The sequence below is a fragment of the Sphingobacterium haloxyli genome (assembly GCF_002980525.1).
Taxonomy (GTDB): domain Bacteria; phylum Bacteroidota; class Bacteroidia; order Sphingobacteriales; family Sphingobacteriaceae; genus Sphingobacterium; species Sphingobacterium haloxyli.
Genome location: NZ_PVBQ01000001.1, coordinates 85,236 through 106,570, shown reverse-complemented (window position 1 = coordinate 106,570; position 21,335 = coordinate 85,236). Strand labels below are relative to the sequence as shown.

The window sequence follows — 21,335 nt, the reverse complement described above, 5'->3', positions numbered from 1 at the left end:
TATTAAGCTACAAACCCCACATATAAACTATTCTCGATGCGGGAGAAGTGCGGGGTAGAGGGTCGCATCAAATTTTAAAGTGGGGAGTTTTTTTGCTTCCTTTTTTTGCGGAAAAAAAAGGAAGAGCCCCGCCGCGGCTCGAGCGGCAAAAAAGACGAAAGAAAACCTTCTTTTTCCATTATCTTTTTGCAAAGAAAAAAGAATAAATTAACTTGCCAAACACCAGAAATGAATGAATATGACATATAGAGAACGCTTAGATGCTATCAGGAAAGAGATGAAGTCGCAAGGGATTGATGCTTATATCATTCCGTCTTCAGACCCGCATATCAGCGAGTATTTACCCGATCGCTATAAATGTATCGCTTGGGCTTCCGGTTTTACGGGCTCGGCAGGAACGTTGGCTATTACCGCAGATTTTGCGGGTTTATGGACAGATGCACGGTATTTCGTACAGGCGGGTGAACAATTAGAAGGAACAGGTTTCGAGCTTGTGAAATTGAAGACGCAGGGTGCGGCGGAATATGCGCATTGGCTGGCGGAACAACTCCCTGCCGGTAGCAACGTGGCGTTCGACGGTAATTTAGCCTCTGTTGCCTTAGCGCAAGCCGTGAAGGATGCTCTTTTACCGTTGGATATCCAAGTAAATGGACATGTAGATATTTTGGAAACCATCTGGGATAACCGACCAGCACTACCGACATCTCCGGCATTTCTGTTGGATGAATCCACTACAGGGGAGGGTACGGTAAATAAATTAAATCGCGTCCGTCAGAAAATGAAATCTAAACATGTGTCCGCACATCTCGTTTCTTCTTTAGATGATTTGGCGTGGCTATTAAATATCCGGGGGAATGACGTGCCATGTAATCCCGTGGTGTTGGGATTCGTGTTGTTAAAGGGGAATGAAACGACCTTTTTTATCGATCCCGATAAATTGGGCGAGGAGGATAAAGCAACATTGGAGCAGGCAGGTGTACATATAAAACCTTACGCTGAAGCGTTCCAAGCAGTTTCGTCGTTAGACGCTGACGCCATTTTGCTGGATCCCAAACGGACTTGCTTCGCGATGTACGATGCGGTTCCGAAATCAACTAAAATAGTAGAAGACCTTAATCCATCTACGTTAATGAAAGCGGTGAAGAACGAGGTGGAGGTCGCACATACCCGAAATGTCATGGTTAAAGACGGTATAGCCATGACACGTTTTTTCAAATGGGTGGAAGAAGAAGTGCGGCAGGGAGAATTAACGGAGATTTCGATTGCCGATAAGTTGCAGCATATACGTGCCGAGGGAAAAGATTTCGTGGATATTTCGTTTGATACGATTGCCGGTTACCGCGCGCATGGTGCATTACCACATTACAAAGCAACCGAAGAAAGTAACGCAGCTTTAAAAGCCGAGGGTTTATTGTTGGTGGATTCGGGTGGACAATACCGGGATGGTACAACCGACATTACGCGGGTTGTTTCGTTGGGGAATATCACCGAAGAGGAGAAAAAAGATTATACGTTGGTGTTAAAGGCTCTTATCGAGGGATCGACAGCCGTATTTCCGAAAGGCACCCGGGGATACCAGATAGACGCACTTACACGACGTCCACTCTGGGATGAATTACGCAACTATGGACACGGCACCGGACACGGGGTAGGCTTTTTCCTAAATGTACATGAAGGGCCACATACTTTCAATCCGACAAATGTCGATATTCCTGTCGAGGAAGGGATGATTTCGTCCATCGAACCTGGACTATATCGTGAGGGTAAATATGGTATTCGTATCGAGAACTTAGTGTTGAGTAAAGAAATCGCTTCCAATCAATTTGGTGATTTTATGGATTTTGAGACCATGACCATCTGCTATATCGCGACAGACCTGGTGGATGAATCGTTGTTAGATGATGTACATGTAGCGTGGCTCAACGAGTATAACGCGTGGGTGTTCGAAAAGTTAGCCCCTCATTTAAGCGACGAGGAGACGGCGTGGCTGAAGGATAAGACGAAAAGTATTTCGTAACGGGGTATGATGAAATAATAATCAATTAAATACGAGCGAGATTGGCGGAAAGCATGTCTCGCTCTATTGATAATTAAAACCACCTATGATAGCTGCAGGATGAAGATTCTTATTGTTGTAAAGAAAACTTCGGGGTCCGTTTCCATCCAAATACAATATCGTTAAAGCCACTAAAAGGGTGTCGTATGGCTCCGAAGGGGCATCGAAAACCACTGTTTGTTCTTCTACTGTTTTACCTTCCCGGGGTATATCAATTTCGATCTCATGTACACCTTGTCTAAAATAGCTTCGTCTCCTGAATAGAAAGCCAAAGACCTCGATTTGCATCACTATATGTCTGCAATTTTTCGGTAAAAGCAAATGTTCAGTTGGATAAAATTCCGGGAAATGGACATCAATTTTTTTATCGCTTAGGTTTACTATCGGATCAAGATAGAGATAATCGTGCAAATGACAGTTTTCATTAAACTGGAAACCGACCAATCTGCTGATATTACCTTTTTCTATGTTATTATAGCCTAATATAGGTCGAGCTGTGGTGCGCATAACACGCTGTACATATTTTATCAAGCGATTATGCATTTTATCGTCGCACAATTGCCGGTGGGTGGACACGAAGGCGTTACGGATTAACGCTCCGGCAGCACTCGCATATCCGAAGTCAGTGGCTGCGGATTTACTAGATTCCGTTTGTCGAATTTTACGACCTGGTTTGGTCTGTACAATGTTTTTCGTACCTACTTTGCGAGAGACCAAGTTTCCCACCTGTCCTCTCAGATATCCATTTTCATTTACTGCCATACCCCGAAGTTAATTGTTATATGTTGTTGATTAATAACTTTTTTTGATTTTTAGGAGAATCGAAACCAACCTTCGATGGGTATTTTAGAACTTCATAATGTGGCTTCGAGAGGCAATATGAAAATAGCAACAAGGGCTTGTTTAGGTTTTCCTTTGTAGGGCTTTGATATAACAAGGGTCTTACTTGGGCCGACGTTCGGGATGTTCGGGTGATGCAAGAAAGATGCAACTATACTGACTTCAACTGGAACACGGACTCAAGACGGGCTCACCACGGGGAGGTATCGGCCTCATGCAGACGCTAGGGCGAAGAATTAACGAACGGCTCCAAAGTATTCTTCGCCGGTTTATCTTTATGTTCAGGCCTATTCTTTTGGCTACCATATTCACCGATCGCTTTGCTAAAAATTCTCCTAACGCTGTCATATTTTCTGTTCAATAATATGAATAAAGCTAACTAACGTATAGAAAAAATATATAAATAATTTGTATATTGTTACTTTATCTGTATGTTTGTATAGAATATATGTATAACTAACTCTTTGTAAATCGATAATGGCAAACAAACAACTTTTAGTCGAACGGTTGGTGCAACAGATGGACCTGGGCCGTATCTTTCTTTTCTCCTATTCTTTTTTAAGTAAGGAGCAGCAGCACTTAATTTTAGTGATGAACCCGGCAGATAGGAGGGGCTTGCAGAGCCCATTTTTGAGAACGTACGATATGATCATGTTAGAGAAGCTGTGGGGTTAGGTATAAAAGTTTAAAATTAGAGCACAATGGATATAGAATCGAAGAATAACGTCTCCTATTCTGGCATGATGTATACACATGATTTTAAAGCATGGTACGCATGTTTGAAAAAGCGACTAGATAACGAGTGGACTGTGGAGGATTTATCTTTCCTTCTCGGAAAACCTCCTTATTACTATGCTGATTTTGAAAAAATGTTTAAAGTAGACGATTTCTTGGTAAAAGAAGACGGATTAATAAGGAGAATATACGGCGAGGTTTTTACCGAGAGAATGGAATTTCATAAGAATGATTATGAAATAAATGAAGAAAGAATGGTTCGTTTAGTTATTGAAGACAAGGGACAGTGGAAGAATTATAACATATCGATCCCTTGGGAGTTTGCAGTTGGTAAAAAGAAACCTCCTAAACCTTCGCTGGTTTTTGAAGAATGGAAAAAAGACGAGGATATTCAAATAGAATCAGACACATTATTACATGTGCGCATAGAATTGGAGAAATTGCTGAAACTTAACTTTTTTAAAGTCAGGCAGACAGCCATCGACATTTTTGAACGTATTAAGAAAACGGAATTATACCATCATCGGATTCGTCCTCAACACGTTAAACAAGGTGTCTATCTTTTGATTCAACAAGCTAAAATAGTGGTAAGAAGTAATGGAGATAGGTATTGTTTTCACGAAGATTACTAACTTTTTCGATTATATTATATGCCATTTGCAAACCCTACACCTTATGACTATTTCCCAAGGAGGTTACACCCGCAGGAAATAGGAAACCCTTTTGTCTATCGTGTATATGATCCGATCTTTAGCGTTAATTCGTCTTGACCAAAAACCAGATAATTCATACTTTAATTGTTCGGGGTTACCGGTGCCTGTTTCAGGATGTTCTTCGAGTTCGGCAATTATAATTTCGATCTTTTTTATATCTGCTTTATTGCCTGACCTGTAAACGTCTGCTAATTGCTTTTTTGCTTTCTTTTCAATGTCTACAGAATATCTGCCCATATATTTTTAGCATCTTTAATTCTAGTGACATTGCCTTTTTTAGCGGATTTATCCGCGTCTAGAATTTTTTTGACAAATTCTGGGTCGTACTGGCTAGTTGGCTGCGTTATTTCAAACTCCATTTTCAGCGCCTTAGCAAAAGCTTTAACTGCTGCCAATTGCTCTTTAGTTTTAGGATGAATTACTACAGTGTCCATACGATCAAATATACGAATTATCATTAATTATGCAAAATAGCTAATCCATATCTGAATATAGATAAGTGGCCAACGCTGTATCCTTAACCAAGTTTGAGCTGACGTTTTTATTGAAAGAGAATAAACCAATTCTCAAGTATATAGTCTATCCTTGTAAAGATTTCGTTGATATGAAGCAGCTTTTCATTTGTGTGGCATTGGTATTGTCGTTTTCTGTTCTGTTTGCACAGCGAGGTGCTATAGACACGGACATTTTTGGAACACTCCAGTATAAATCTGCCGACGGAAGATATAAGGCCAGTCTCGAAAAAAATATATTTGATGACTTGATATTTACAGATAGCCGTAATAATAAGCTGCAGTACGAAAAGAAGTATCTAGACAAAATAGAACCTGGTTTGAGAGGAAATAAGGATGCTCAGGTCAGACTGCTAAGGAGATTGGTAAGGGAGAATAGTAGACACGCCGACTATAGGGCTACTTTCAAGGTGGATATCTTTGATATGACTATAATTGAGGATAATAAAAGCTATAAACTGGAGGAAGGAAAGGATATCTTCGGGCATATCAATGTGGAAGAGCGGGTGAATGGCTCCAAAATTCGGCTCAAAAGAAATCTGAGGGGAGGCCTAGAGTACACTCGGGATAGCAATAAGGCTTCTTTCGATAAAGATATATTCGATAGGTGGATTTATAAAGATAGTTTTGGGAATGAGATTCAGTTTGGTAAGGAAACCCGGAAGCGCATCCTGGAGCAATACGGCACGGACGAAGAGTTTTTCTGGGAGCTCCTAGATCGATACTTTTATTGAGTTATAACCTAATAATGATTCGTCTCTATTAACTTTGTAGGTATTCTAAGCGAGGGATTTCTTTTGATCTGCACATTTTAATCCCAAAGTTGCAAAAAATAAGATTGCTCTCAGATTTAAAGCTGTTTAATAATAATGCAAGATAACAAATTTAAGACTGACAGACAAAGGAGCACTAGTCCGTAAAGCCTATTTTAGCGCTCCTCGTCCAAAAGCTTAAAAGTGTTGTCAATATGCTTTTGGGAAACTTTCCAGTCGTCGTGGCCAGGTATCACCAAGTTGATCTCGGGATAGTGGGCTAGTAGTCTTGCCATAGCAGGTTTCCATGCCTTGACATCGCCGTCGCCCGTAAAACCGAGCTTTTTGGCGTCGGCACTCTTGATAAAACAGCCACCATCTAAGATCTTGTATTTGGGAAACCAGACGACAACATTGTCTAGGGAATGTCCCGGTCCGAAGAAATCGAATACAAAAGACTCTCCACCTATTGAATAGGTTTTTCCCTCTTCGATCTTACGCGTGGCCAGCGGTTTACCATTGGCACGCAATAATGCATTGGTACGCGTTGTGGCATAAGTCGGGATGCCGACTTTGTTGTAATAACCGAAACCGCCTGCACGATCTTCATGCCAATGGGTAGCGTATACACCAATGACGGGCATACCGTGCTTTTCCTGGATACTGTCTAGGAGCGGTTGGTATTGTGTAGCGTCCCAAGGCGTGTCAAAGAGGATAGCGCCTTTTTGGGTAAGAAGGTACAATGCGTTCGCAGACACCTTTGTGCCTTCATACTCCTGATAAGTGGTGTAGAGATAAAGCTTGTCGTTAATTTTTTCAATGACAAGTGGTTTTGCTTGTGCGACTGCATTCGTTTGGTAAGCGTTTTGTTCGACCTTGTCAATCCATATCCGGTTTAGCCATAATTCTTGATTTTCTTTTGCTTGAAATTCGACCTTGTATCGACCTGCTTGCTCGACGGTAATTTCGCCAATAGGGGTGTCCACGAATTCATCCGTGTAATTGTCTTCATTGGGCTCTGCAACGACCTTTCCGTTTGGAGTAATAGCGGCCTGCAAATTGTTACCCGATATGCCTATTGATATCACAATATTTTTCTTGGTTGGGTTGTGCGCCGATAGATCGATGTGGTAAACGCCAGCTTCGGGAAGATACAGTTCCCAGGTTATTTTCCCGCCAGTTGTCTGTACATAAGCCGGACGCGTATAATCTTCCTCAATTAATTGGAGCTTTTCCTTATGCTGCGCATTACGACCGGTTAATGCAAAACCGCCAAAAGTAGACTCTGCAACAATGGATGGAACCGTTTCTATGGAATCGTACGTCAGGCGCACGACCGATACGAACGGATCGCTCTGTTGCTGCGGTAGCTGTATATGTGTAAGGGGACCATATTGTTTGAACGATAAGGGTCGGGTTCCATCGGCGGATAACAATTCTGCTTTTTGAGGTTTGCTGTTTATTCCTGATAGACGAAGCTTTCCGTCTAGTGGCCAATTGAATACATGGAGATAAACCGTATTACTTTTTCTACTTTTTGTGATTTTGCCCCAATCGTGTTGATTGACTTGCAGATCTAGTCCCGTGTTGTTGTAAAGCGCTTCACCGTATTTGTTCAGCCATTTACCGACATCGCGTAGCCGGCTGATACTCTCATAGGGCACCGAACCATCGGCTCTTGGTCCGATATTTAAGGTAAAGCCGCCATTAAGTGCGACGTTGCTGATAAGGGATTCAAAAAGTTGGCCTGTTGATTTCCAGTTTTTTTCTTGCCCGTTGTAGCCCCACGAATGGGCTATCGTGCCTGGTGTTTCCCAGGGGTGGTCGATGTAGCTTGTGCCGAACTGGTTGTCTCCTAAAGTCTCAAAGTCTACATAGTTGGCATCCGTTGGCAATCCCAATCGGGAATTTATCAAACAATTGGGCTGCAATTCGCGGATCAGCGCTACCGCTTGTTCCAGTTGTTCGCGTTTAAATATTGTCTTTTCATAGGGAATCCACATATCGAACCACATGATAGCGATATCGCCGTAATTAGTCAGCAGTTCTCGCATCTGCGGAATCGCCTTTTCCTGCCAATACTGGTTGAATTGTTCGTCCGTGACGTGCCCAGTCAGTTCTTGGTTGTGATCCCAGGCATAAGGGTGTTCCCAATCGATCCAATGCGAATAATAGAAACCAAGTTTCATATCATGCTTACGGCATGCGTCGGCAATTTCCTTGATGACGTCCCTATTTGCACCAGATAATTTGGATAGGGAATAATTCCCTACTTTCGTGTTCCATAAGGCGACACCGTCGTGATGTTTTGCGGTAATGATGATATATTTCATGCCCGATTCCTTAGCCAGCAAGACCCAGTCTTCAGGGTCAATCTTATCCCAAACAAAGCGTTTGGCCAGCTCGCCGTATTCTTCTTTGGAGATACGGTTACGGTATCGGATCCATTCTGCGTAATTGTTGGCATACCGCAGCGGTTCTCCTTTCCACATTCCCTCGGCAGCGCTATACAGTCCCCAATGGATGAACATGCCGTAACGTGCGTCTTCGAACCATTCAGTGCGGGAAGACTGCGCCTGTGTAGCGGAAATACTTAAAAAATACAATATAATGATAGCGAAATAGCTTTTAAGCTTCCTTTGTTGAAACATATTTAGAAATTTAATACCTCTAAAATAGCAAATATGGGACGATACAATTGCATAAACCCTCCCTTAACTTGTAAAAAAGTGCGTATAGTTGCTTTTGTTGTCTGCTAAAACCTTATTTTAGGGAACCAAACAGTGATGTATGATGTAATTCGCAGAATGCTTCGGGCTGTGGCAAAATTAAAGATGATGAATTTTAACAATATTGTAGCGAAACTAGCTTTTCTTGGAGGGATACTCCAGACTTTGGGATCATGTGGTACAGGTTCGGAATATCAAAAATCGGGTTCACTAACAGCGCACGTCGATCCTTATATCGGTACCGGTGGACATGGACATGTCTTCCTGGGTGCAAATGTTCCTTATGGAGCGGTTCAGCTCGGACCGTCTAACCTTTCGACTGGTTGGGACTGGGTCTCGGGCTATCATATTTCTGATTCGACGATTATCGGATTTGCGCATCAACATTTGAGTGGTACGGGGATTGGTGATTTGGGTGATATTGTGTTATTGCCGTTTACCGGTGATATCCGGTTTGACCGCGGAGAGCATGGTGATGAGCAGACCGGAGCTTATTCACTATTTAATCGAGACACCGAACGCGTCAGACCGGGTTATTATGCTGTGCATCTGGATCGCTTCGATGTCGATGTAGAACTGACGGCCACCTCGCGTGTAGGCTTTCACAAATACAGCTATAAAAAGGATGAAACACCAAAAGTATTGATGAATCTCGATGCGGGTATAGGTTGGGAAGGCGAGAAAGAAGGCCAGATAACCATAGAGAATGATACCGTCGTTTCCGGCTATCGATATTCAAAGGGCTGGGCTAAAAACCAAAAGATTTACTTTACGGCGACCTTTTCGCAACCGATTGTTAGTACGCGATTAGCTGACAGTACGGCTATCCAGGAAGGAAATAGCATTACGGCTTCCCGTGCATATGCGGAGCTTGGTTTTGGGGAAGTAGAAGAATTTCAAGAGGTGATGGTGAAAGTAGCGTTGTCGCCAGTGAGTATAGCGAACGCCAAACTGAATTTGCAAGAAGAACTTCCTGGTTGGGACTTCGCTGCAACGAGAGAAGCGGCAGATGCGGCTTGGAATGAACAGCTGCAGAAAGTAAAAATTGAAACGAAAGACACCGTTGCGCGCAAAATCTTTTATACGGCGCTTTATCATACGATGATCGCGCCTTCGGTATTTAGTGATGTGAATGGCGAATATATGGGAAGCGATTTTAAACCACATAAGTTGGCGACAGGCGAAAATTATACGACCTTCTCCCTTTGGGATACCTATAGAGCAGCACATCCATTAATGAGCATTATCCATCGGGACCGTGTACCGGACATGGTGAATTCCATGCTTCGTATCTACCAGGAGCAGGGCAAGCTTCCTGTTTGGCATTTGGTAGGAAATGAGACGGATTGTATGGTTGGTAATCCGGGAATTATTGTCGTAGCGGATGCTTACCTGAAAGGGGTAGAAGGATTTGACAAGGATCTCGCATACGAGGCAATGAAAGTTTCAGCCATGAAGGACGATCGAGGACTTAACTGGCATAAGCAATATGGATATGTCCCTTACGATAAAGAAGAAGTGGAATCGGTGGCTAAGGGATTGGAATTTGCTATTGCAGACTGGAGTTTGGCTCAAGTGGCTAAATTACGGGGGGAGCAGGAGGATTATGATTATTTTATAAAGCGCAGCGACGCCTTTCACCATTACTTTGACCCAGATTTGCAGTTCTTGCGTGGTGTAGACTCGGAGGGGAATTTTAGGCCAGGCACGTTTGACCCCTTTCATTCTGCACATTTGGCCAACGATTACACCGAGGGCAATGCTTGGCAGTATACTTGGCTGGTACCACATAACGTCAATGGATTTATGGATCTTTTCGGCGGAGAGGATAGGTTCATCGCGAAGTTGGACTCTTTGTTTGTAGTGGAAGGGGATTTGGGGGAAGACGCCTCGCCGGACATCAGCGGATTGATCGGTCAATATGCCCATGGAAATGAACCAAGCCACCATGTGATTTATATGTATCCATATGCAGGCCAACCTTGGAAGGCTGCGGAGCGTGTTCGGGAAACCTTAGCAACGATGTATACAGATCAAGTAGACGGCCTTTCCGGTAATGAAGACGTAGGGCAGATGTCAGCCTGGTATGTGCTATCGTCGCTAGGATTTTATCAGGTATCGCCGGCTGGAGGCCCTTTTATTTTTGGAAGCCCGTTGTTTGATAAAGCAACGGTTGCCTTGGGTGAAGGAAAAACCTTGGAACTTGTAGCGCATAGCAATAGTAAAGAAAATAAATATATCCAGGAGGTTCGGCTTAATGGGGAACCATATACAAAATCCTACATATCATACGAAGACTTAATGAAAGGTGGCAAGCTTGAGTTCGATATGGGAAATGCGCCTTCGACCACTTTTGGTGTGACAGCAGAAAGCAGGCCGAAGTCTGCTCGTTAGGAGGAAGTTTTAAATTAGACGGATGAAATTAAAATACATAATATTAGGTGGATTATTGTGCGTTGGAGGCGGGCTCCAAGCGCAGGTTTTACCCTACAAAAATAGTCAATTGCCTATCGAAGACCGGGTTCAGGATCTAATAGGACGGATGACGTTGGAAGAAAAAGTAGGACAGCTTTCGAAGCTACTGGGCTGGGAGATGTATGAGAAAGATGAGGCAGGCATACGTGTTAGCGATAAATTAAAAGACGCAGTTAAAAAACAGCACATCGGACTCCTTTGGGCTACTTTGCGCGCCGACCCGTGGACACAAAAAACGTTGGAAAATGGATTAAATCCAGAGGAGGCCGCGAAAGCGACGAATGCGATACAGCGCTATATGGTAGATAGTACGCGCCTGGGAATTCCGTTACTTTTATCGGAAGAAGCCCCGCACGGTCACATGGCCATCGGTGCTACGGTGTTTCCTACGGCGATCGGACAAGCAAGCACGTGGAACCCGCGGCTAATTGAACGAATGGCATCGGTTATTGCACGGGAGACTTATGCAGTTGGAGGAAAGAATGGTTATGGGCCTGTGCTGGATTTGGCGCAAGACCCGCGTTGGTCGCGAACGGAAGAGTCTTATGGTGAGGATCCTTATCTGGTTGGGCAGATGGGGAAAGCTATGGTAAAGGGATTCCAAGGCGAGATCGCAGGAGACGAGGATAAAATAATAGCTACGCTGAAACACTTTGTCGCTTATGGTGTTCCGGAGGGTGGTCATAATGGAGGTAGTGTAAGTGTCGGCGAAAGGGCTTTGCTTCAGAGCTTTTTACCTCCATTTGAACAGGCGGTAAAAGCCGGTGCGGGATCTGTAATGACAGCTTATAATTCGATTGACGGAGTCCCTTGTTCTTCGAATCCTTGGTTGTTAGATGAAATTCTGAGGAAGCAATGGGGCTTTAAAGGATTCGTGGTATCGGATCTGCTGAGTATTTCCGGTCTGACCGGTAGCCATGCCACCGCAGGGGATGCGGTTGACGCGGCAAAACAAAGCATAGAAGCCGGGTTGGACGTGGATTTGAGTGGTTCGGGTTTCGGAATGAACCTATTGGAAGCGGTGAAATCAGGACAGGTCGATATACAGGACGTGGATAAAGCCGTTTCGCGTTTGTTATACCAGAAATTTGCTTTGGGTCTTTTTGAAAAGCCCTATGTAGATGAAAATCTAGTGAAACAGAAGGTGGGCACTTCGGAACACATCGCTATAGCGAGAGAGGTTGCCCGGGAGGCTATTGTCTTGTTAAAGAATGAATCTAATCTTTTACCACTGAGCAAGTCCTTGGATCGGGTCGCGGTAATCGGACCCAATGCCGATAATATATATAACCAACTAGGCGACTACACGGCGCCGCAGGCAACGGAAAAGATAAAAACGGTATTGGAAGGTGTGCGTGCTGCGGTGTCTAAAAATACCTATGTAGATTACGTTAAAGGCTGCGCTATTCGCGATACGAGTGCTACGGATATCGCTTCTGCTGTAAAGGCTGTAAATTCGGCTGATGTTGCGGTTGTGGTATTGGGTGGTTCGAGCGCGCGGGATTTTAAAACTTCTTATCAGGCCACGGGAGCCGCTCACGTCGAAAGTGCGGCACCGTCTGTCAGTGATATGGAAAGTGGGGAGGGGTTTGACCGGGCGACACTGGATTTACTTGGAGATCAGTTACCTTTGCTGCAGGCCATCGTGGTTACGGGTAAACCAGTTGTTTTAGTGACTATCATGGGAAGGCCTTTGAACCTGAATTGGGCAGCAGAACATGTTCCCGCGATTATCAACGCTTGGTATCCGGGACAGGAGGGGGGAATGGCCATTGCAGATGTGCTGTTTGGCGACTATAATCCGGCAGGCAGGTTGCCGGTTTCGGTTGCGCGTTCTGTTGGGCAGCTGCCCGTATATTACAATCAGCTGAAACCAAAGCACCACGATTATGTGGAGATCGATGCAAAACCGTTATATGCTTTTGGATACGGTTTAAGCTATACTGAGTTTGCCTACGATAACCTACAGGTGGAGATCAAAGAAGGGGATGATGACTTTACATGTTCTATCCGATTCGATGTGAAGAATGTCGGGGATCGCGACGGAGAGGAAGTGGCGCAACTCTATATAGTCGATGAGGTAAGCAGTGTGGTTACGCCTGTCAAACAACTGAAAGGTTTTTCTCGTCAGTCGATAAAAAGGGGAGAAACCCAGCCATTTATTTTTGAACTGACGAAGGCGGATCTGAAGTTGTGGGGAGCTGACCGGAAATGGAAAACGGAGAAGGGAAGGTTTAAGGTACTTGTCGGACCATCCTCGGATAATACGCTGTTGATGGAGAGGTTCGAGTTGGAAAAGGATTATAAATTTTAAGGCTATGTGGTTACTCGGGTTATTCAGTAGTATTTCCATTTTGTTAACGGTATCAGGGTTACATGCACAGACAAATCTAGCTCAAGTTGAAAATATGCAAGCTTCGCCACGACGCTACGGGGTGATGAAGACTAATATGCCCATTGCAATAGATGGCAAGGATGATGAAAAGGCCTGGGCTCTGGCTCCGTGGACGGAAGCGTTTGTCGATATCGAAGGTGATGCAAAGGCGGTTCCGGTCTATACGACAAAAGTCAAAATGTTGTGGGACGACACGCATCTATTTATCTATGCAAGAATGGAAGAGCCTCATGTTTGGGGATACTTGACCAAACGCGATACCATTATCTACCATGATAACGATTTTGAAATCTTCATAAAGCCCTTCGAACAACCGTCTTTTTATTACGAAATAGAAGTTAATCCGTTGAACACGATTCTGGACTTGGTCATGCCCAAACCGTATCGTTTTGGAGGTGACGCTTTGATGCACTGGGATGTCAAAAACCTGAAATCGGCCGTTCATGTAGAAGGAACATTAAACGATCCAGACGATACGGATCAATATTGGTCTATTGAAATGGCAATTCCTTTTAATTCCTTAACAACTTTCAGCAGAAAAGCTATTCCGAAGCTCGGTGATTATTGGAGGATTAATTTTTCGCGCGTGCAATGGCAACACGAGCTTAACGACGGTGCGTATTCCAGAAAGACCAAAAACAACAAACTTATGCCAGAAGATAATTGGGTATGGTCACCAATTGGGATTATCAATATGCATTATCCGGAAAGGTGGGGATATCTGAAGTTTATTGATTCTTCTGATACGGAAGTTGCATTCCCCCGATCCTATGACGCAGAAAAAGCTGTGTGGAATATTTTTTATCTGCAGCAGTTGTACAAACAAGAGCATAAACATTTTGCTGCTGGTATTACGGAACTCAAGGGGTATCAACGTCTGCTGGATATGGATCGGACAGATTTGATTTATGAAATATTTTCTAACCGTCGTGAAGCAGGATATGTTGTAGAAGTAAAGGACTTAAAGCATCGTCTTACGGTGACATTGGATAATTTCGGACATTACACTATTAACTATGAATAGCAGAAGAAATTTTATTAAGACAGCGGGTTTAGGAATGGCTGCATTGCAGTTAAAGCCTGTTGAATTGTGGAGCGCTGACAATAGTAGCTCCCTGTTATTTGACTTTTGGCTTTGGGTAAGGCCGCAGGACAGTGATACGACAGAACAGCTCAAAAAGCGTTACCAAAGCTATAAGGATGTTGGAATTCGGGGCATATTTTTTGAAGATTACAGCAGACGGCATTTTCAGCTGGCGAAAGAGTACGGGCTGGAAACCCATCGTTGGATGTGGACGATGAACCGAGGGGAAAAGGAACTTTTGGAAAAACATCCCGAATATTACGCCGTTAATCGACTAGGACAATCCTGTGCGGACCAGCCACCCTATGTTGGGTATTATCGTTTTTTATGTCCCTCGCATCCGGATGTACCGAAATACCTGGAGGAAAAGGCAAGGGAGCAAATGGAAAAGGAAGATGTAGATGGCTTGCATCTGGACTATATCCGCTACCCGGATGTGGTACTGCCTGTTAATTTATGGGAGAACTATGATTTGGATCAATCTACCGAGCTGCCCGCTTATGACTTTTGTTATAGTAAGTATAGCAAGGAGGCGTTTCTGAAGGAAACGGGCATCGATATCGATAAGGTGGAAAGGCCCGAGCAAAGCCCGTCTTGGCGATCTTTTCGTTATAGACAAATCAATAAAGTGGTCAACCGCATTTGTGCAGTAGCTAAAGAATACAAAAAACCTGTTACGGCAGCGGTATTTCCCACGCCGGATTTGGCTAGGAGGATCGTGCGTCAAGATTGGACGAACTGGAATCTATCGGGTGTCTTTCCGATGATCTATCATGGTTTTTACAAAGAACCTGTACATTGGATCGGTACCGCGGTAGCGGAAGGGGTAGAGGGACTACATGGTAAATTTCCGCTATATGCCGGTTTGTATCTGCCGGATTTTAAGAATTTGGAGGAATTGCGACAGGGCATCATGTTAGCAAAAGATAATGGAGCTGCCGGCGTATCTCTGTTTGGCGAGTCGGATTTTGATCCCGCAACAATTGAATTGCTGCGGTCTTTTAGATAGTGCTAGAGCTAAAAGAACCATTTTTTTAAGCAAATTTCTTTGCCACTCGAGCCGCGGCATGGCTGTTTCTTTTTTTTGAGGAAAAAAAAAGAAACCAAAAGAAACTCGTCGCTTCAGATATTTGAGAGGAATGGATAGACTAAGGATAGCCTTCTACATACTTCAAATATCTGGATGCGACAATTAAAGTTAAGGGAGGGTTCATGCAATTGTAGTATCCCTTCTTTAGCCTTCGAGGTCGCCTCCGGATGTTTTACAACTGTACACACTCATCCTTAGTATTGCCCCAAATGTAAAACATACGAAGCGACGATTTTTGCGCAACTTTTTAGAAAAAAGTTGCATATAAAATGTTTCTATTTCGATGTCAACTGAATGACACTCGCATATTTCACATCCATTTTCGGTGCTTTAATTATCAATTTATTGTCGTTTTTAGTCCATTTTATCTTTCCTTTATAGCCTAAGAGTTTTACATCTTTTACCTCGAAATTGTCCGGTATGGTAAACTGGAATGTTTCCGGTTGCTGATATTCTTTATCTTCGGAAAGGTGGAACACATTCACGGTTCTGGAATCTTTACTACGGGTATAATAGTAATTTCCTTCGTGGTAGGGGGCAATGGCACGAGTCGCATAAATCGCGGATTCGTTAATTGCCACCCAAGACGACAGTTCTTCTAAACGGTCGTATGCAGCCTGATCAAAGTCGCCATTAGGGCCAGGAGCGATGTTCAGCAGATAGTTCCCGCCACGTGAGATAATCTTGACCAATGTTTCTACGATTTTCTGGGTGGGTTTGTAGTGATCGTTCGGGACATAGGAAAATGAATTACCCATGGTGATGCAGCTTTCCCACGGGATATCGAGGGGATGTTCGGGTATCGCTTGCTCCGGAGTGACGTAGTTTTCCCATTCTCCTGGAACGGTCCGGTCTACCACAATGATTCCCGGCTGGTTGTTACGCGCCATATTTCCGATCTTATCCATGTCGATGTCTTGTTCCACTTTAATGGTACGTTGCCATTCAACGCTTTGATCTATTGTCTTGAATGGTCTCACCCAGCCGCCGTCCAACCAAAGAATATCAACTTTACCATAATTAGACGTCAGCTCGTTTATCTGGTTATAGGTGAATGTTTTGTATTTCTCCCAACGGTCAGGGTATTTCAACGGGTCGTAGTTTACGTTACGGTCTTTTGGAGGGAAATAGGGCCACCAGTAATATTCGGTGTGCCAGTCTGGTTTGGAAAAATAAGCGCCAATCTTAAAACCTTCGTTTCTAAAGGTGGAGAAAATCTCTTTGGTGACGTCTGCTTTTGGGTTTGTAGAAAACGGCGTGTTAGGCGACGTAATCTTGTAATCAGACTCTTTCGTGTCAAACATGGCAAAACCATCATGGTGTTTCGTCGTGAAAACCACGTATTTCATTCCGGCTGCTTTTGCAGCATTGGCCCATTTTTGTGGGTTGAAATCAACTGGATTGAATGTTTTTTGTAGATTTTCATAATTCTTCACATATTCAAAATAGGTTTCCCCATGTTCGGGTTTACGCTGGGTCCAGCCCTCGTCTTCTGGACAGAGACTCCAGCTTTCAACAATCCCCCATTGGCTGTAAGTACCCCAATGCATAAAGAGGCCGAATTTCAGATCTTGCCACGTTTCTAAGTTTTCAAGAACAGCGGGGTCAGTAGGCTTCTGATAGCCTGCGGATACGTTGTGTTCTTGGGTATAGGCCGACAAGCAGCATAAACTAATGAGTGATAAAAGCAGATTTCTTTTTCGTGTATATGTCATTTTTGTATATTCATTTAAGACGTTTCAAGATATAAATTATTTAACTTTCCATTGATTGTTGTAGAATCCAACATCTACAAGACCATCAGATCCGTTTTTTAACATATCAAAACGAAAGAACATATAATCTGGGAAACCACTGGCCCCAGCAAAATATTGATTGGCCATTGCGGCTTGCATACCCTTAATGCCTGTACCGGTTATTATTCCGACGGTATGTGTGTCGCTTCCTGGTTTTCTCCAGGTAAAATATCCGCCGAGATCATTTCCTTTGTGGTATTCCGTGCCAACTGTAACCCCCGTCGCATCGACAACGATTGGGCAATCGTTTAGTAATGCATACCAAGCCTTATTTGTTTTGGCATTGCCAACTAGAATAATATTGTGATGAAGGTAATTTTCTGCCTGAAACTCGTGATCTGGAATGATCTCGAAAGATCCGTTACCCCGGTAATACCACGATTCAGCATCATAGCGAGCTTTGGCTAGGGCCCATTTATTTTCTTCTTTGTTTCCGTTGGTGCCGTATACGTAAACCATACGGTGATTGAAGGCTTCCTTAAAGATTCCGTTCCGATGTGGCCCTTTATCGCTTCTGGACGGCTTCTCTAGAAGTTGCCAGGTGTTGGCATTTTTTTGTAGAAAAATCGATGTGTTATTATCTTGACATGTGTAGCTGAGCTCATTTAGACTATCTAGCAAAATTTGAACAGTCTGCCCCTTTGGGAAGATGCTTAAATCTAATTGTAGCAGCTCAATGTTGTCTGTTTTTCCTGTTATCTGGCTTTTCTCGACGTCGCGATGAAGGACAAGATGCGCATAATCCAATGGCGTCTGCTGTTGCCATATAGATGCCCAATAATACGTGGCGGAGATATTTGGATTGGCCGTTTTGAAATCGATCGTATGAACGGCTGTGTCCGCTTTGCGTTTATGCCACTTAAAATAATCAAATAGGGGTTCCCAATCTACGCTCTCGTCGCCGTACCAGTGTGATCCACCGGGATATTCGTAATAACTGAAGTTGGGATGAAATTGACCAAGCACCTCCCGCATTTGCCTTGCGTAATATACTGGCACGGTGCGATCCGCATCGCCGTGAAGCACATAAACCCCCAAGGGCTTATAATTGGTAGCGTAGGCAATCACATCACTTTGATTGCTGGCGCGCAGCAAGGTATTCTCCATTTCGTTTCGCCCCTGTTCAGGAACGATGCCGTCGGCAGATCCGTAGCCTTTCAGCGTTGGGTAGCCGGCGCAGGGGGCGATTGCAGCCCATTTGTCCGGGTAGGTTGCTCCGAGGAACCAAGTTCCATGTCCGCCCATAGAGTGGCCGGTAAGATAAATACGTTGAGAGTCGGGCTGTAGCGTTTGCTTGGCAAGCGTAAGCACTTCCAATGCATCGAGGCGTCCCCAATCTTCCCAATTGAATCCGCGTGGCCTACGGTTGGTCGGTGCGACCAGTGTTCCCCAATCTTTTGCTTTATAAGCCTGCGCCTGTCCAATCGCTTCGACACCGGCACCATGGACGGAGAAGAAAAGCGCATCGTTTGCTTTTTCACCTCCTATGGCGGGGTTTACGGCGTAATATTGCACGCTGCCATCGATTTCACTAATAAATGTGACACGATAGGGTTGATCAGCTTTCAGGGCACGTAAGCTGACTTCCTGCTCATCCAGTGTTTCGTTCTTTTGAGATAAGGTGATACGGGCAGCTACATTGCTCGTTTCGCTTATAAGTGATGCGTTGAGCGGTACCGCAATCTTCCGGGTACTATGAGGGGGAATTGAGGGGATTTCTGCAGTAGCCCGAACGCCTTTAATCGTGCTGTTGACGTGTAAATCGTTAAGTGTTTCCGCTGATGTGTTAACGACGACGATACCGGCTATCAGATTCCTTTGATCTTTCCCTAGCACAATATCGGGTAGCGTAGCGTCTTCTGTTTGGATGTATATAGGGCGAGTAGGGAACTGTAGCTGCGCACTTACCAGCGTACCTCGAATATAAAACTCATTGATTCCCTTTTTTAAGCGGATCGGTATGTTCATCCAACCCATACGGTAGGGATCGCCTGCATGGAGCTCACCATCGACAAGTACAGCGCTGTTTCCCTTTATATTTAATACGGCATCTTGGATTTTTGAAGCATTGTATGTGATGTATAGATAGCCCGTTCCGTATCCTCGCCGCTGAAATGATGTCGGCTGATTAGACCTTGTTGCTGACACCCTTTCGATTCTTCCCGGTCCAGCAGGGTTGTTGGGATTGCGAAGATTACCCCCAGCGCCAGGTGAAGGACGGAAAAAACCAGACGTATCCGCTATTAGCGGTATCCAAGTCGATTGTTCGGGATCTAATTCGCCTTGTATATCTTGTCCTGCTTTCGGCTTGCTAACAATATTGTTATAGTAATTCCAAAGAAACTCGTCCGTATACATGGCCTCCCGTCCATAAGTATGGGGGAGAGGTAGGTAGAGCGCTTCTTTGAAATGGTAAGTGCTCTGCGCATATGTTAAGAAGGGAAAGAGGCTACTATAAATTATAAATAGGTAGCTGATAGACAGTATATGTTTTTTTTTAACCATAGTTTACAAAATGTCAATAGTAAAAGAGCCTGATTTTACAGGCTCTTTTACTTAATCGTTTTAATTTACATCCCAAAAAAGTTTATTGTTTACATTGTCCTGATCTCTCACTGCATTATAATGATCTGTATTATAGGTAACCTCAGATGATGGTAACATCCATCTATTAGGTACTTCTTTTTGTAAATCTGCAGGTTCGACTCTGAACGTAAATGTCGGATAGTTTAAGCGTCTAACTTCCGCCCATGACTCCAATGGTTGGATAATATTAAAATGCAGCCATTTCTGTCTGGCAATCAATTCGATTTTGTTGCCTGACCAGCCAACGTTTGCAATATAGGTATTTATGGCAGTGGATGTCGGAGCAGTAGGGGCTGGGGCATCGTCATTATTACTACCCTGTCTAATTTGCTGAAGCATAGCGATAGATTCCTTAATACCTAGTTCAAATAGATCTTTAGCTAGGGCATCTCCACTGTTCCTAACATGGTATTCTGCAAGCAAAAAGTTGACTTCTGAAGCGGAAATGATTATTCCTGGAAAGTTTTGATTTCTTGAATAAGTGGAACGATTATAAATAGACAAAATGGATTCTCCATCACTGTTTCCATTGATTAATTGTTGTTGTGCACCTGTAGTTAAGGTAGGGTCCAATCCCACATATGCATTTGGAGAAAGTGCACCTTTTTCAAACATAAAAGGCAAACGAGGATCTGCTTTATCAACCATGTAATCGATCATGGCTTTTCCGGCGATGTTGCCATTCTCTGACTCTATCCCGTCCCTGAACCCTCTTGAATGGTAAGCGTCGTTAGTGTTATCAAAAATTTCCAATTGGATGTTATGATCATTGGTCGTGACAAGCGGATATGTCGATGGATCGCCAATGATCTCTGCTAACTCGGTTTGTGCTCTTGAAGAAAACGAAGGAGCATCCGATATGCGTGTTAACATCCTTAAACGAAGGGAATTACAATACCTCTTCCAAAGATCCAAAGAACCACCGTTTATGATGTCTTGTGTTCTAAATTTAGTCATTACTACCTGGGGAATAGTCAAGGTATTTAATTCTGTACTGATAGCCTTTAAATCATCCAAGATAATCGTATATATATCTTCTCCTTTGTCGTATGCTGCATACGATGTCGTATAATCAGCAGGATTAGCGTTCAACGTCCCTGCTTTGGACCAGGGTAAGTTTCCATACAGGTCTACCATTTGTTGGGTTTGATCATAGAACAATATTTTGGCAGCGATATAATATATACGTGACTGTTCCTGTTCTTCTTCTGGCTCTGCAGCAAAAACACGTTCAAATTCCTTGTATTGAGCGAGTCCCCTGTAGTAGTTAGCCCACCTATCCTGAACCCCCGCAGCACCGGGAAGTAGTTGGTTTGGCCCATTTTGCCATCCGACGGCCTGTATATAGCGATTTGCGGTTGTTCTAAGAATAACGAAATAATTCCAGTAGCTAGGAAAAATCAATTCTCTAAAATCATAGGTTATCCCTGCAAACTGTTTATCTATTGTTGTTTCTGTTGTTGTTGATGGATCTCTGTAGAATTCATCGAAACTGTCTTTTTTACACGAAGTAAAGAGGGTCACAAATGAGGTGGAAACTAACCCTATTATAATAAAAAACTTTTTCATCAT

General features: G+C 43.7%; 15 protein-coding genes and 1 pseudogene. 8 read left to right on the top strand and 8 right to left on the bottom strand.

Annotation, left to right across the window (positions count from 1 at the left end; translation table 11 throughout):
- Positions 1-238: 238 nt before the first annotated feature.
- On the top strand, positions 239-2,017 hold the full coding sequence (locus C5745_RS00435) for an aminopeptidase P family protein (RefSeq protein ID WP_105715253.1): 1,779 nt from the start codon (positions 239-241) through the stop codon (positions 2,015-2,017).
- Between the two features lie 63 nt (positions 2,018-2,080).
- Here the strand turns inward: C5745_RS00435 and C5745_RS00430 are convergent, their stop codons facing one another.
- Positions 2,081-2,818: a hypothetical protein gene (locus tag C5745_RS00430; RefSeq protein ID WP_105714985.1), complete on the bottom strand. Its 738-nt coding sequence runs from the start codon at positions 2,816-2,818 to the stop codon at positions 2,081-2,083.
- A 555-nt stretch (positions 2,819-3,373) separates the two neighbouring features.
- On the opposite strand from C5745_RS00430, the gene C5745_RS00425 reads away from it, so the two are divergent.
- On the top strand, positions 3,374-3,571 hold the full coding sequence (locus tag C5745_RS00425; protein WP_105714984.1) for a hypothetical protein: 198 nt from the start codon (positions 3,374-3,376) through the stop codon (positions 3,569-3,571).
- 26 nt (positions 3,572-3,597) lie between these two features.
- Complete coding sequence (locus tag C5745_RS00420) at positions 3,598-4,263, top strand: hypothetical protein (RefSeq protein WP_105714983.1); 666 nt, start codon at positions 3,598-3,600, stop codon at positions 4,261-4,263.
- A 63-nt stretch (positions 4,264-4,326) separates the two neighbouring features.
- Here C5745_RS00420 and C5745_RS00415 read toward each other — a convergent pair whose 3' ends face one another.
- Positions 4,327-4,581 (bottom strand): Txe/YoeB family addiction module toxin, encoded by a 255-nt coding sequence (locus tag C5745_RS00415; RefSeq protein WP_105714982.1) that lies wholly within the window; start codon positions 4,579-4,581, stop codon positions 4,327-4,329.
- Positions 4,563-4,778: a DUF2683 family protein gene (locus tag C5745_RS00410; RefSeq protein WP_133166260.1), complete on the bottom strand. Its 216-nt coding sequence runs from the start codon at positions 4,776-4,778 to the stop codon at positions 4,563-4,565. The genes C5745_RS00415 and C5745_RS00410 overlap by 19 nt, the downstream gene beginning before the upstream one ends.
- A gap of 170 nt (positions 4,779-4,948) precedes the next feature.
- Here C5745_RS00410 and C5745_RS00405 point away from each other — a divergent pair, with 170 nt between their 5' ends.
- Complete coding sequence (locus tag C5745_RS00405) at positions 4,949-5,590, top strand: hypothetical protein (protein ID WP_133166259.1); 642 nt, start codon at positions 4,949-4,951, stop codon at positions 5,588-5,590.
- 194 nt (positions 5,591-5,784) lie between these two features.
- Here the strand turns inward: C5745_RS00405 and bla are convergent, their stop codons facing one another.
- Together bla and C5745_RS20780 are read right to left on the bottom strand one after the other, a co-directional pair.
- On the bottom strand, positions 5,785-6,498 hold the full coding sequence (gene bla / locus C5745_RS20785) for a BlaB/IND/MUS family subclass B1 metallo-beta-lactamase (RefSeq protein WP_207795688.1): 714 nt from the start codon (positions 6,496-6,498) through the stop codon (positions 5,785-5,787).
- Positions 6,499-7,221: 723 nt separating this feature from the next.
- A pseudogene (locus C5745_RS20780) lies at positions 7,222-8,259 on the bottom strand (alpha-L-fucosidase); the annotation flags it as partial.
- Between the two features lie 183 nt (positions 8,260-8,442).
- On the opposite strand from C5745_RS20780, the gene C5745_RS00395 reads away from it, so the two are divergent.
- From C5745_RS00395 to C5745_RS00380, 4 genes are read left to right on the top strand one after another with little or no spacing between them, the layout of a single operon-like run.
- Positions 8,443-10,731, top strand: coding sequence for a GH92 family glycosyl hydrolase (locus tag C5745_RS00395; RefSeq protein ID WP_105715252.1), 2,289 nt, complete (start codon positions 8,443-8,445; stop codon positions 10,729-10,731).
- A gap of 22 nt (positions 10,732-10,753) precedes the next feature.
- Positions 10,754-13,126 carry a glycoside hydrolase family 3 N-terminal domain-containing protein gene (locus tag C5745_RS00390; RefSeq protein ID WP_105714979.1) on the top strand — a complete coding sequence of 791 codons (2,373 nt, stop codon included), beginning with the start codon at positions 10,754-10,756 and terminating at the stop codon, positions 13,124-13,126.
- 4 nt (positions 13,127-13,130) lie between these two features.
- Positions 13,131-14,231 (top strand): carbohydrate-binding family 9-like protein, encoded by a 1,101-nt coding sequence (locus tag C5745_RS00385; RefSeq protein WP_105714978.1) that lies wholly within the window; start codon positions 13,131-13,133, stop codon positions 14,229-14,231.
- Positions 14,224-15,300 (top strand): family 10 glycosylhydrolase, encoded by a 1,077-nt coding sequence (locus tag C5745_RS00380; protein WP_105714977.1) that lies wholly within the window; start codon positions 14,224-14,226, stop codon positions 15,298-15,300. The genes C5745_RS00385 and C5745_RS00380 overlap by 8 nt, the downstream gene beginning before the upstream one ends.
- 356 nt (positions 15,301-15,656) lie before the next feature.
- Here the strand turns inward: C5745_RS00380 and C5745_RS00375 are convergent, their stop codons facing one another.
- Genes C5745_RS00375 through C5745_RS00365 form a run of 3 tightly spaced genes read right to left on the bottom strand, consistent with a single transcriptional unit; the run spans position 15,657 to position 21,335 of the window.
- On the bottom strand, positions 15,657-17,096 hold the full coding sequence (locus C5745_RS00375) for an alpha-L-fucosidase (RefSeq protein ID WP_105714976.1): 1,440 nt from the start codon (positions 17,094-17,096) through the stop codon (positions 15,657-15,659).
- Positions 17,097-17,132: 36 nt separating this feature from the next.
- On the bottom strand, positions 17,133-19,682 hold the full coding sequence (locus C5745_RS00370) for a carboxylesterase family protein (protein ID WP_243403195.1): 2,550 nt from the start codon (positions 19,680-19,682) through the stop codon (positions 17,133-17,135).
- A 60-nt stretch (positions 19,683-19,742) separates the two neighbouring features.
- Positions 19,743-21,335: a SusD/RagB family nutrient-binding outer membrane lipoprotein gene (locus tag C5745_RS00365; RefSeq protein WP_243403194.1), complete on the bottom strand. Its 1,593-nt coding sequence runs from the start codon at positions 21,333-21,335 to the stop codon at positions 19,743-19,745.

What these genes read in the sequence shown, in the direction of transcription:
- C5745_RS00435 (WP_105715253.1), top strand. Translation starts at nt 239, where the DNA reads ATGACATATAGAGAACGCTTAGATGCTATCAGGAAAGAGATGAAGTCG.
- C5745_RS00430 (WP_105714985.1), bottom strand. Translation starts at nt 2,818, where the DNA reads ATGGCAGTAAATGAAAATGGATATCTGAGAGGACAGGTGGGAAACTTG.
- C5745_RS00425 (WP_105714984.1), top strand. Translation starts at nt 3,374, where the DNA reads ATGGCAAACAAACAACTTTTAGTCGAACGGTTGGTGCAACAGATGGAC.
- C5745_RS00420 (WP_105714983.1), top strand. Translation starts at nt 3,598, where the DNA reads ATGGATATAGAATCGAAGAATAACGTCTCCTATTCTGGCATGATGTAT.
- C5745_RS00415 (WP_105714982.1), bottom strand. Translation starts at nt 4,581, where the DNA reads ATGGGCAGATATTCTGTAGACATTGAAAAGAAAGCAAAAAAGCAATTA.
- C5745_RS00410 (WP_133166260.1), bottom strand. Translation starts at nt 4,778, where the DNA reads ATGGACACTGTAGTAATTCATCCTAAAACTAAAGAGCAATTGGCAGCA.
- C5745_RS00405 (WP_133166259.1), top strand. Translation starts at nt 4,949, where the DNA reads ATGAAGCAGCTTTTCATTTGTGTGGCATTGGTATTGTCGTTTTCTGTT.
- C5745_RS00395 (WP_105715252.1), top strand. Translation starts at nt 8,443, where the DNA reads ATGATGAATTTTAACAATATTGTAGCGAAACTAGCTTTTCTTGGAGGG.
- C5745_RS00390 (WP_105714979.1), top strand. Translation starts at nt 10,754, where the DNA reads ATGAAATTAAAATACATAATATTAGGTGGATTATTGTGCGTTGGAGGC.
- C5745_RS00385 (WP_105714978.1), top strand. Translation starts at nt 13,131, where the DNA reads ATGTGGTTACTCGGGTTATTCAGTAGTATTTCCATTTTGTTAACGGTA.
- C5745_RS00380 (WP_105714977.1), top strand. Translation starts at nt 14,224, where the DNA reads ATGAATAGCAGAAGAAATTTTATTAAGACAGCGGGTTTAGGAATGGCT.
- C5745_RS00375 (WP_105714976.1), bottom strand. Translation starts at nt 17,096, where the DNA reads ATGACATATACACGAAAAAGAAATCTGCTTTTATCACTCATTAGTTTA.
- C5745_RS00370 (WP_243403195.1), bottom strand. Translation starts at nt 19,682, where the DNA reads ATGGTTAAAAAAAAACATATACTGTCTATCAGCTACCTATTTATAATT.
- C5745_RS00365 (WP_243403194.1), bottom strand. Translation starts at nt 21,335, where the DNA reads ATGATGAAAAAGTTTTTTATTATAATAGGGTTAGTTTCCACCTCATTT.